Origin of the sequence: Bifidobacterium catenulatum DSM 16992 = JCM 1194 = LMG 11043 (assembly GCF_001025195.1) — a bacterium.
In the GTDB taxonomy this organism is placed as follows: domain Bacteria; phylum Actinomycetota; class Actinomycetes; order Actinomycetales; family Bifidobacteriaceae; genus Bifidobacterium; species Bifidobacterium catenulatum.
This window is the reverse complement of the sequence record NZ_AP012325.1, coordinates 1,751,532-1,763,270: the sequence shown is the minus strand read 5'-3', so window position 1 is coordinate 1,763,270 and position 11,739 is coordinate 1,751,532. Positions and strand designations below refer to the sequence as shown.

Annotated in this window: 7 protein-coding genes and 2 pseudogenes; 8 read left to right on the top strand and 1 reads right to left on the bottom strand. The window is 59.1% G+C overall.

The features are described 5' to 3' along the window. Positions 1 to 137 precede the first annotated feature (137 nt). From BBCT_RS07350 to araA, 8 genes and pseudogenes are all read left to right on the top strand, one after another. Positions 138 to 1,454, top strand: a complete 1,317-nt coding sequence (locus BBCT_RS07350; protein ID WP_033512706.1) for a homoserine dehydrogenase — start codon at positions 138 to 140, stop codon at positions 1,452 to 1,454. A 197-nt stretch (positions 1,455 to 1,651) separates the two neighbouring features. Then, positions 1,652 to 2,656, top strand: a complete 1,005-nt coding sequence (gene thrB, locus BBCT_RS07345; RefSeq protein WP_003833813.1) for a homoserine kinase — start codon at positions 1,652 to 1,654, stop codon at positions 2,654 to 2,656. Further along, positions 2,653 to 2,944, top strand: a pseudogene (locus tag BBCT_RS09795) (Maf family protein); the annotation flags it as partial. The gene thrB and the pseudogene BBCT_RS09795, both read left to right, overlap by 4 nt. A 113-nt stretch (positions 2,945 to 3,057) precedes the next feature. Then, positions 3,058 to 4,125 (top strand): annotated as a pseudogene (locus BBCT_RS07340) (Maf family protein); the annotation flags it as partial. Between the two features lie 77 nt (positions 4,126 to 4,202). Next, positions 4,203 to 5,321 (top strand): LacI family DNA-binding transcriptional regulator, encoded by a 1,119-nt coding sequence (locus BBCT_RS07335; RefSeq protein WP_033512704.1) that lies wholly within the window; start codon positions 4,203 to 4,205, stop codon positions 5,319 to 5,321. Positions 5,322 to 5,541: 220 nt separating this feature from the next. Next, positions 5,542 to 7,179 carry a xylulokinase gene (locus BBCT_RS07330; protein ID WP_003833807.1) on the top strand — a complete coding sequence of 546 codons (1,638 nt, stop codon included), beginning with the start codon at positions 5,542 to 5,544 and terminating at the stop codon, positions 7,177 to 7,179. Positions 7,180 to 7,202: 23 nt separating this feature from the next. Beyond that, positions 7,203 to 7,895, top strand: coding sequence for an L-ribulose-5-phosphate 4-epimerase (locus BBCT_RS07325; RefSeq protein WP_003833806.1), 693 nt, complete (start codon positions 7,203 to 7,205; stop codon positions 7,893 to 7,895). A gap of 82 nt (positions 7,896 to 7,977) precedes the next feature. Further along, complete coding sequence (araA, locus tag BBCT_RS07320; RefSeq protein ID WP_003833805.1) at positions 7,978 to 9,492, top strand: L-arabinose isomerase; 1,515 nt, start codon at positions 7,978 to 7,980, stop codon at positions 9,490 to 9,492. Positions 9,493 to 9,619: 127 nt separating this feature from the next. On the opposite strand, the gene BBCT_RS07315 is transcribed toward araA, so the two are convergent. Beyond that, complete coding sequence (locus BBCT_RS07315) at positions 9,620 to 11,443, bottom strand: AMP-dependent synthetase/ligase (RefSeq protein WP_003833798.1); 1,824 nt, start codon at positions 11,441 to 11,443, stop codon at positions 9,620 to 9,622. Positions 11,444 to 11,739: the final 296 nt, after the last annotated feature.

Sequence of the window (11,739 nt, the reverse complement as noted above, 5' to 3'; positions counted from 1 at the left end):
CATGGATGTAGTATGGGCGGTTTTCGGGGCAAAGCTCAGAAACCGTCCATTTTCGTATGATTTCGCGGTCTTACGTCATATCGGGACCGTACAATAGGCAGGGTTACACCAATACTTCACATTCAAGGGAGGATGCCTTGGCACAGGAAGATGTTGCGCCGATTCGCGTTGGATTGTTGGGCGCGGGCACGGTCGGCTCTCAGACCGCACGTCTGCTGGTGGAGCAGAAGGATGAGCTTGCCGCACGCATCGGACGACCGATCGAACTGACCGGCGTCGCCTGCCTTGATCCATCGGAAACCGACCCGTTCCCGTGGATTGACAAGTCCGTGGTGACCACCGACACCATGAGCGTGGCCACCAATGCCGACATTGTGGTCGAACTGATCGGTGGAACCGGCGTGGCCCGCAAGTTCGTGCTTGCGGCCATCGAATCCGGCGCTTCCGTGGTCACGGCCAACAAGGCGCTGCTGGCCAAGTATGGTCCGGAGATCTATGCGGCTGCCGAAGCCAAGGGCGTCGATATCTACTTTGAGGCTTCCGTGGGCGGTGCTATTCCATTCCTCAAGCCACTGCGTGAATCCCTCGTCGGAGACAAGGTGACGAGCATGCTTGGCATCGTCAACGGCACCACGAACTACATTCTCGACGAAATGACCACCAAGGGTCTTGATTTCGACGACGTGCTGAAGGACGCTCAGGCTAAGGGATACGCCGAAGCGGATCCGACCGGAGACATCGAAGGCTACGATGCGGCCAACAAGGCAGCCATCATGGCCACGCTCGGTTTCCATACCAATGTGACCATCGACGACGTGTCCGTTGAGGGCATCACCAAGATCACCGCCGACGATATTGCCGCCGCGACCGCCGAAAACAAGGTCATCAAGCTGCTGGCCGTGGTGGAAAATGGCGAGGCCGGAGTGTCTGCCCGCGTGTATCCGGCGCTGATTTCCAACGAGCATCCGCTGGCTTCTGTGCATGGTTCCTTCAATGCGGTGTTCGTGAAGGCCGAAGCGGCCGACGATTTGATGTTCTACGGCCGTGGCGCTGGCGGCGCTCCGACCGCTTCCGCGGTGGTTGGCGATGTGGTGACCGAAGCGCGTCACATCGCTCAGGGCTGCACCGGACCGACCATTCCGTTGTACAAGGATCTAAAGAAGGCTCCGATCGAGGCTTCCAAGGCCGAGTTCGCGGTGCGTTTCGTGATTCACGACAACCCGGGCGTGCTTGCGGCCATTGCGGCCAAGTTCGCCGAGCATGGCGTGTCCATCAACGGTGTGAACCAGGATCTCAAGCCCACGCTGAAGGATCCGGGTTACGACGGCGAACTGCAGCAGCTGCGCCTTGTCACGCACATGACTGACGAGCTGACCCTGCGTGAAACCGTGAAGGACGTGTGCTCACTCGACTGCGTGGTCGGCGAGCCTTCCATCCTCCGCGTGCTCAACTAACAGTTATGAGACGGCTGCTCAAATCGTTGCGATTGGGCGGCCGTCTCTTTGTTCATATTCCGGCTGTTGTTTTAGGCAATTGCTTGCCGATTGTTTACTGAATTGTCTGCCGATTATGGGTTTGAATTTGACTCTTGTACCCTTTCGGGTATACGGTGCTTGACTTGTAAAGAAGATGCGACGAAGGACGACGAGATATGACTCCAGTTACTCGCAAAGTACGCGTGCGTGTTCCGGCTACCAGCGCCAATCTTGGTTCTGGCTTTGATACGGTCGGACTCGCTCTGGACTACCACGACGAACTTGAATTCACACTGAGCGCCGATCCGGTGAACACTGCGGCTCAGGTGATGATCGAAGGCGAAGGCGCCGATACCCTCCCGCGTGACGAAACCCACTTGGTGGTTTCCACGTTCCGCCGCGCATGCCAGACCTTCGGGCTGGGCCGTGTAGGCTTCATTCTTCAGGCTCACAACAACATTCCTCAGGCACGAGGCATGGGCTCTTCTGCAGAGGCCATTGTGGCGGGCATTGCAGCCGCGGCCGCCTTCGCGCAGGACGACGAACTCAACCGTGATGCCGTGTTCGAGCTTGCCGCCGCCATCGAAGGCCATCCGGACAATGTGGCTCCTGCCGTGTATGGCGGCCTCACCATGTCTTGGGACATGGAAACCCCCGAAGGTGTCGGTTCCGTGCCGATTCCGGGCGGCGAGCCGCTGCACAAGGGCTTCCACACCATCAACTATCGTGTTGCCGACGATCTGACCGCAGCCGTGTTCGTGCCGGATTATGAGCTGTCCACCGAAAAGGCGCGTCAGGCGCTGCCGGGTCAGCTGGCGTTCAAGGATGCCGTGCACAATGTGTCTCGTGTGAGCCTACTGCCGGCCGCCATGAATCCTGCGATGCTGGCGACTGGCCAGCATCAGAACGCCAATGCGTTGCTGTTCGCAGCCACGCAGGATCGTCTGCATCAGCCGTATCGCGCTCCTTTGATGGAACCGTCATGGGCGCTGATCGAAAAGCTGCGTTCCCATGGTTTCGCATCCATGGTTTCCGGTGCCGGCCCATGCGTGCTCGTGCTGCATCATGGCGACGCCCGCGAACAGCTGGAACAGCTCGCTTCCGAAGAGCTCGCTTCCGGCCATTGGCGTGTGCTGCATTTGGGCGTCGACACCAAGGGCGTGCAGGTGGAACGCGTATGAACAACTCCGTTCCGCTGATTCTCGCCTCCAAATCCAAGCCTCGTCGTGACGTGCTTTTCTCGGCTGGTATTTGCCCCACGATTCGTGTATCGAACGTGGACGAGCCGGCAGCGCTTGAACGTGAGGCAGCCGCCATGGGCGTTGCCGTAAGCGATTTGAGCGTGGAGCAGCGGGTGATGATTCTCGCTACGGCCAAAGCCGAAGCCGTGCATCAGGCGTATCGTAACGTTGCCGCCACCGCTGCGGCGGCGCACGGCAATCGCATAATCGGATATCCGCTGAAAGCCGTTGCCGAATCTTCCGAACATTCAGATAATGCTGAAAATACTGGAGATTCTGCATCTTTAGAACATCCTCGTATTACATTGCGTGCGGACGAAGTGCAGTCCTCCTCCGACGTAAATACCCGTGATTTTTCGGGAATCACCATTCCTACGGTCACTGAATCGATTGCTGATTTCGTTGATGGCAAGCCGAGCCTGACCCGTGCGGAAGTCGGCCCGCTGATTCTTGGCTGCGATTCCATGTTCCTACTTGACGGCGAATGCTACGGCAAGCCGCATAGTGTTGAGGTGGCTCGGGAACGGCTGCGTGCCATGCGTGGTGCCACCGGTGAATTGTGGACGGGCCATTGCCTGATTGACTTCGCCACCGGGCGTATCGCGCGAGGTGCGAGCAGGGCTACGCTGCACTTCTGCGAATATTCCGACACCGATATCGAACGGTACATCGCTACCGGAGAGCCGTTGGAAGTGGCTGGTTCCTTCACGCTTGAGGGCTTCGGCGGAGCGTTCATCGACTCCATCGAAGGCGATCCGCACGGCATTATCGGACTGAGTCTTCCGCTGGCGCGCCGTTTGGCCGCCGAGCTTGGCGTGGAATGGACTGATCTGTGGAACGTGACGCGAGCCGATCAAGAACCGGACGTTGAACACGATTCACGAACCGGTGCCGCAAAACCGCTTCCTCCCAAGGAAAACGTGCATCAGCCGGGTGATGGTTGGATTGATTGCGATTGCGGCCGCAAGCATTGGGGCACGAACGGCGCGTCCGGTGTGCTGCTGGCCCGCCGAAGCGAACAGACCGGCGAAGTGACGCACGTTGTCATGCAACATCGCGCGGTGTGGAGCGCGGAAGGTGGCACATGGGGCATTCCAGGAGGTGCCACCGCCGACGGTGAAAGCCCGATCGAGGGCGCGCTGCGCGAATCGTACGAGGAAGCCAACATCACCCCCGAAGATATCGACGTGGTCGGTTCGTATTGCGAAGACCACGGACCGTGGGCCTACACCACCGTGTTCGCTTTCGAAAAGCCGGGACACCGTGTGGAGCCGAAGGCCAACGACGACGAAAGCATGGAAATCGAATGGGTGCCGATTGAGGAAGTCCCCAATCGTAAACTGTTAACCGCCATGCGTACCGACTGGCCGAATTTCGCGGCACGACTTGCTCAAATGGCTGAAAAATAGCGTCTGTTAGCGCTAACCGAAGTTACGTGTAGAATAAGTCGAAAGTAACAACGGTAATGTGCGAAAGGCGACGGGGCATGGCAGGCAGGCGCAATGCAGGCAAAAAACGTCCTTCGATGTTCGAAGTGGCAAAATTCGCGGGAGTGAGCCATCAGACCGTATCCCGGGTCATCAACCATTCGCCGGACGTTTCCGATGCGACGCGTGAGAAGGTGCAGAAGGCTATTGACGAACTTGGCTATCGTCCCAGCAACTCTGCCCGCGCACTTGCGTCGCATCGTTCCCGCACCATCGGGCTCATCGCTGGCGGTCAACGGTTTTACGGACCGATTTCCGCGATTTCGTCGATAGAATCGATGGCTCGACAGCATGGTCTGTTCATGACGGTGAGCATGGTGCACGAGGCCTTGTGTACGCAGGCTGAGTTCGACGACTTATGCCGTACGTTCGATGAGATGAACGTTGATGCGTTTATCTTCCTCACGCCGACTGACGTCATGTTTTCGGCGGCTTGCCGTACGCAGGTCATGCAGCCGCGTGTGATCGTCACTTCCACGCATGGCAGTATCGGCGTGCAGGATGGTTTGCGGTTGATGTCTTCCGCCGATCGCCGTCGCGTATCCGTCGTCGGCGTGGACCAATGGTCCGCGATGGCCGACGTGATGCGTCTCGTCGTGGAATACGGGCATCGTTCCGTACTGTATTTCGCCGGTCCGAAAGATTGGCGTGATGCGGCTACGAGATTGGTGGCATGGAACAAGCTGTGCGCGGCCAATTCGGTCAATTCCGTGACGGTGCAGTGCGAGACCTGGGAACCCTCCGAGGCGTACGGCAAGATGAATCATATCCTCGACAACGTCGGCCGCGCCGGCGGCGGTTTGCCAACTTGCATGGTGTGTGCGAACGACAGTCAGGCTGTTGGAGTGGCACGCGCATTGCATGAGCATGGCGTACGGATTCCGCAGGATGTGAGTTTGGTTGGATTCGATGACATGCCTGCGATGGACAACATGTTCCCTCCGCTGACCACGGTTCGTCCTGGTTTCGAGCAGTTGGGTGTGGCTGCGATGCGTGAAGCGTTGTATCTGTTGGGGGAGAGCGACGAGAATTCGTTCGCCGCGTCCCGGCATGGCGTCGGTTTGGTGTCGGCGGAACTGATCAAGCGCAGTTCGATCGGTCCCGTGCGGCGGCGTTGATGGTCGGTTGTTCTCTTCCTGTGATTTCGTGAACCGGTGCTGAGTGCGGACTCGGCACCGGTTCGCTGTTTCGGACGATTGCGTTGACGGTTTGTTTCTTTGACACGCGAGTTTGTGCGGTTCGTAATTTGCGTTTAAAATAGTGAGCGTTAACAGTGAGCGCTAACATTCGGTTGACAGAGTGGTTGTGTAGGCGCTTGGACACAAGGAGTTTGACACTATGGCGCAAGAGCAAGAACTTGACGATCAGGTTGCGTTGACTGCCGAAAAGATTCGGGCCGGCAAAACGAGTCTGGGCATCGAATTCGGTTCCACCCGAATCAAGGCCGTTCTTATCGATGATACCTACCATACGATTGCCGCCGGCGATTACGGTTGGGCCAGCCACCTCGAGAACGGTCTGTGGAGCTACACCCAGGAAGAGATTTGGAAGGGTCTGCAGACCGCATACGCGGCGATGGCTCAGAATGTGGAAGCCGCATACGGTGAGAAGCTCGCGCGAGTCGGACATATCGGCTTCTCCGCCATGATGCACGGCTATCTTGCCTTTGACAAGAACGGCGAGCTGCTCGTGCCGTTCCGCACCTGGCAGAACACCAACACCTCCGAAGCGCACGAGAAGCTTTCCGAACTGTTCCAGTACAATATTCCGGAACGCTGGTCCATCGCCCACCTGTACCAGGCGGTGCTCAACAAGGAAGAGCACATCGGCAAGGTCGCGTACTTCACCACGCTCGCCGGTTATGTGCACTGGAAGCTCACCGGAAAGAAGGTTCTCGGCGTCGGTGATGCCTCCGGCATGTTCCCGATCGATCCGACCACCCACGCCTACGAAACCGAATTCATCGAGAAGTTCAGCGCGTTGCCAGAAGTCGCCGAACAGCCGTGGAACCTCTCTGACCTGCTGCCGGAACCGCTGGTCGCAGGCACCCCGGCCGGCACGCTGACCGCCGAAGGCGCCAAGCTGCTCGACCCGACCGGAACCCTCCAGCCGGGCATTGTCCTCGCGCCGCCGGAAGGTGACGCGGGCACTGGCATGGTCGCCACCAACTCCGTGCGCGTACGTACCGGCAATGTCTCCGCAGGCACCTCCATCTTCGCGATGGTTGTTCTTGAGCACAAGCTCAAGGCTCTGCACCCGGAAGTCGACCTCGTCACCACTCCGGCCGGCGATCTCGCTGGCATGAGCCACGCCAATAACTTCACTTCCGACCTCAACGCGTGGGTTGGTCTGTTCGGCCAGTTCGCGGCCGCCTTGGGAACGCCCGTCGATACGGGCAACCTGTACGGCACGCTGTTCCGTGCCGCGATCGCGGACGATGTCGATGCCAACTGCGGCGGGCTCATCAACTATCCGTTCCGCTCCGGCGAATTCCTTGCAGGTCTGCCGGAAGGCCGTCCGCTGTTCGTGCGTGGCCCTGAAGCCCGTATGAGTCTAGGCAACTTCATGCGCGCCCAGCTGTTCAGCGCGTTCTCTCCGGTCAAGATCGGCATGGACGTCATGACCAAGAACGAAGGTGTCGCAGTCGACTCCCTCGTCGGACATGGCGGCATCTTCACCACCCCGAAGGTCGCCCAGAAGATTCTTGCGGCCGCATTCAACACCCCGATCAAGGTCATGTCTACGGCTGCCGAAGGCGGCGCATGGGGCATGGCAGTGCTCGCCGATTATCTGTGGCACGCCGATCAGCCGCTCGATGAATTCCTTGACGCTCGCGTGTTCGCCGATGCCGCGTCCACTACGGAAAATCCGGATGAAAGCGATGTTGCAGGATTCGAGGAATTCTTCGATCGCTTCCGCAAGGGGCTGGCGATTGAACACACGGCAATCGCAAATATTCCCTTGGAAACCAAGTAAGTTTTGTAGAAAGGAAACATATCATGGCAACTTTGGCTGATTACGGCCCGGAAGTACGCGCCGAAGTCAAGCAGGTGCGCGAAGTCGTGGCCACCCTGCACGAGCAGCTCATCAAGTGGAACCTCGTGGTGTGGACCGCCGGCAACGTCTCCCAGCGTCTGCACACCGCCGACCTGATGGTCATCAAGCCCTCCGGCCTGCGTTACGAGTACCTCACCCCGAGCTCGATGGTCGTTTGCGACCTCGACGGCAACGTGGTGGACGGTTCCGAAGCCCCGAGCTCCGACACCGCCTCCCACGCCTACATCTACCGCCACATGCCCGACGTCTACGGTGTAGTGCACACCCACTCCACCTATGCCACCGCATGGGCGGCCACCGGTCAGAACATTCCTTGCGGTCTGACCATGATGGGTGACGAATTCGGCGGTCCGGTGCCGGTTGGTCCGTTCCGTCTCATCGGCTCCGAAGCTATCGGCGAAGGCGTGGTGGAAACCCTGAAGAAATATCCGAAGTCCCCGGCCGTGCTCATGCAGAACCATGGCCCGTTCACCATCGGCAAGGATGCTGAAGGCGCCGTCAAGGCGGCCGCTATGACCGAAGAGGTCGCCCGCACCATGTGGGCCGCCAAGCAGATCGGCGACATCATCCCGATTGCCCAGGAAGACATCGACAAGCTTAACGACCGTTACACCAACGTCTACGGACAGCACTGACTTGACGGAGCGGATCCTGCATGGTTCCGCTCTGCCACATAACACATACCTCTATCCAACACAATGAAGTAAGGAAACAACGATGGCAATGGAAAACCCGTTCGAAGGTAAGGAAATCTGGTTCGGCGTCGGTTCGCAGGACCTGTACGGCGAGGAAGCGTTGCGCCAGGTGGCTCAGCAGACCGGCGAAATAGTCGACTTCCTGAACAACACCGGCAAGATCCCGGCCAAGATCGTGCTTAAGCCGACCCTGAAGTCGTCCGACGGCGTCAAGGCCTTCATGACCGAAGCCTCCGCCAACCCGAACGTCATCGGTGTGATCACTTGGTGTCACACCTTCTCCCCGGCCAAGATGTGGATCCGTGGCCTCGAAGTGCTTACCAAGCCGCTGCTGCAGCTGGCCACCCAGCACCACAAGGAAATTCCGTGGGAGACCATCGACATGGACTTCATGAACCTCAACCAGGCCGCCCACGGCGACCGTGAGTTCGGCTACATGGTGTCCCGCCTCGGCATTCCGCGCAAGATCGTCGTCGGACACTACACCGATCCGGAAGTCGCCGAAAAGGTCGGCACCTGGGCACGCGCCTGCGCCGGCTGGAACGCATCCCAGAACATGAAGGTCATGCGTTGGGGCGACAACATGCGCAACGTCGCCGTCACCGAGGGCGACAAGACCGAGGCCGAACGCGTGTTCGGCGCCTCCATCAACACCTGGGCCGTCAACGAACTCGTCGCTGCCTACGACAAGGTCAAGGACGATCAGGTCAAGGCCCTCATCGAGGACTACAAGGCCAAGTACGACGTGGCTCCCGAGCTGCTCGACTCCCGCTACGACGAGCTCTTCATCGCTGCCAAGGAAGAGTGCGCCATGGTCAACATGATGCGCGAAAACGGCTGCACCGCCGGCGTTGACAACTTCGAAGACCTTGGTGCCCTGCCGCAGCTGCCGGGTGTCGGCCCGCAGCGATTCCCGTCCGAGTACGGCTGGGGCTTCTCCGCCGAAGGCGACTGGAAGACCGCCGTGCTGGTGCGTATCGGTGCGGTGATGGGCTACGGCCTCGAAGGCGGCGCATCCCTGATGGAGGACTACTCCTACAACTTCACCGCCGGCAACGAGCTCGATATGGGTTCCCACATGCTGGAAGTCTCCCCGTCCATCGGTACCATCGAAAAGCCGAAGCTGGCCATCTATCCGCTGGGCATCGGTGGCAAGTCCGATCCGGTCCGTCTGGTGTTCTCCGGCAAGCCGGCCGACGCCGTGGTGATCTCCATGGCCGACGAGCGTGAACGTTTCCGTCTGCTCATGGACGAGGTCTCCATCGTCGAGCCGCAGGGCTCCCTCAAGAACCTGCCGTGCGCACGTGCTGTCTGGAAGCCGAAGCCGGACCTCAAGACTGCCGTGCAGTGCTGGATCGCGGCCGGCGGCTCCCACCACACCTGCATGACCACCTCCGTCGGTCGTGAGGCTTGGGAGGACTTCGCCCGTATCGCCGGTGTCGAGCTCGCCGTCATCGACGAGAACACCACCGCCCGCCAGTTCGAGAAGGAACTGCAGCTGAGCGAAATGTACCACCGTCTCAACAACCGTCACTGAAATAACGGAGCGTTGCGCACGTTATCTTCGATGACGCTGCGAGCGTCATCGAAGATGCAATAAAAAATACGGGCCGCCGCTGGGAAATCCCAACGACGGCCCGTATTTTTCTCTACGATCGCCCCATTCAGCGCTTGCCGGAGTACAGCTGCTGATCGATCACCTGTGCGAACACGCGGTTCACTGCCGGACGCACCACTTTCAGCGACGGGGTCAGGCACTTGTTTTCCTGCGTGAACTGGGTATCTAGCACTACGAACTTTCGTACGGATTCGGCGCGCGAAACCGTTGCGTTCGCCTTGTCCACATACTTCTGAATCTCATCATGTACGGCAGCGACGGTCGCGATGCGGTCGAGCGGAGTGTCTGCAGACAATCCCACGGACGGCAGCCAAGCTGCCAATCCCTCCAGATCCAGTGTGACCAGCGCACCGATGAACGGGCGATTGTCGCCAACAACTACCGCATGCTCCACAATCGGACATTTCACGATCTCCTGTTCCATCGGAATCGGGGAGACGTTCTTACCGCCGGCAGTGATGATGATGTCCTTCTTACGGCCAGTGATCGTAATGCGTCCCTCGTCGTCGATCGACGCCAAATCGCCCGTCTTCAGCCATCCATCCTCGGTGAACGCTTCCGCCGTCTTCTCAGGCAGATTATGGTAGCCTCTGAACACGTTTGGTCCCTTGACCTGTAGTTCGCCATCATCGGAAATGCGTACAGACGATCCCGGAGCCGGTTGGCCAACAGTGCCGATCACGTTGTCGGTGACGCGGTTGGCTGCGAACGGCGCAGCGGTTTCCGTCATACCGTAACCCTGAATCATCGGCAGGCCGATACCGTTGAAGAAATGCGCCAGAGACACGTCCAGAGGAGCGCCACCGCATGCCACGTAGCGGATGCGCGGGCCGAGGGCGCCACGCACGGTACGGTATACGGAAGCCTCATACGAGAGATGTTCGGCGGTCTGCTTCATGGTCGGCTTCTCACCAGCCTGCTGCATGTGCGACCAATCGCGTGCGGCCTCGGCAGCCTTGAGGAACAGGCGTCCCTTCCAACCCATGCCGGCCTTGCGGGAGGCCGCGTTATACACCTTCTCAAACACTCGTGGCACGCCCAGCAGATATGTCGGTTCGAAGGAACGCAAATCGGGCAGCAGCGTCTTTGTATCCGGCAGATAGCCGACCACACCGTCGTCGGAAGCAATCGACGCGTACTGGATGAACCGTGCGAAACAGTGGGCGAGCGGCAGGAAGAGGAGCAGTCGCGGATGATCTTCGAGAATGATCTCATGCAACGCCAGACTGCCCGCGCGCGTGATCGATATGAAATTGCGGTGTGATAGCTCGGCGCCCTTTGGGGCTCCCGTCGAACCGGACGTGTACACGATGGTAGCCAGATCGTCTGCATGCACCGAATCGATGCGCGCTTCCAGCTCCTCGTCGGACACGGTGACGCCCAAGCCTTCCAACGCGCCCATGGCGTTGGAATCGAGCATCAGAATGTGCTTGAGAGACGGGCAGCGGTCGATTACGGAGTCGAGACGGTCGAAGCGCTCGCGATTGTCGGCGATGGCCAGTTTCACATCCGAATCGTTGAGGATGCGCTCGGCTTGCGCTGCGGAATCAGTGTCGTAGATCGGCACATTGACCGCGCCGATTGCGGCCAGTGCGAAGTCGAGCACACCCCACTCGTAGCGGGTGGTGGAGAAGATGGTGACGGCGTTGCCTTTGGCGATGCCGAACGCGATGAGACCTTTGGCGGCGGCGATCACATCCTTGTGAAATTCGCCGGTAGTGACCTTCATCCATTGGCCGGGGGCGGTTTTGCGTTCCGCGATCACGGTATCCTCGCCAGTGCGCGCGATGCGTCCGGTAAGCAGGGAATAGATGGATTCGTCGTCGCCGACCTCGACGGATTCGCCCGGTGCGGTGTACTCGGTGAGCATGAAGCGTTCTCTTTCTCGCGGTTTTTGCGTTATTTCCGCGTATTTCTGCTTGTGATGCGTGCGGGAGCGATGCAAACCGTGTGTCCGCGTTTCCTACCCCTTGCGCACCTCGCACATTCTAAGTTACGGGACCGTAAGTCTGCATTGTAAGAAGCGACAAGAAATATTTCATCAACTTTGTATGAACTGACAAATGGTGATATTCCGTCAAAAATCAAGTGTTTGATGTCGCGCTATATCCGTTCGAAAAAAGGCTTGACGTAACGGTTGCGGGGGAGCTGCCATGCTTCCCATAT

Bases quoted from the DNA above. Each gene is read 5' to 3' on its own strand.
- thrB (WP_003833813.1), top strand. From the start codon at position 1,652: ATGACTCCAGTTACTCGCAAAGTACGCGTGCGTGTTCCGGCTACCAGC.
- BBCT_RS07335 (WP_033512704.1), top strand. From the start codon at position 4,203: ATGGCAGGCAGGCGCAATGCAGGCAAAAAACGTCCTTCGATGTTCGAA.
- BBCT_RS07330 (WP_003833807.1), top strand. From the start codon at position 5,542: ATGGCGCAAGAGCAAGAACTTGACGATCAGGTTGCGTTGACTGCCGAA.
- BBCT_RS07325 (WP_003833806.1), top strand. From the start codon at position 7,203: ATGGCAACTTTGGCTGATTACGGCCCGGAAGTACGCGCCGAAGTCAAG.
- araA (WP_003833805.1), top strand. From the start codon at position 7,978: ATGGCAATGGAAAACCCGTTCGAAGGTAAGGAAATCTGGTTCGGCGTC.
- BBCT_RS07315 (WP_003833798.1), bottom strand. From the start codon at position 11,443: ATGCTCACCGAGTACACCGCACCGGGCGAATCCGTCGAGGTCGGCGAC.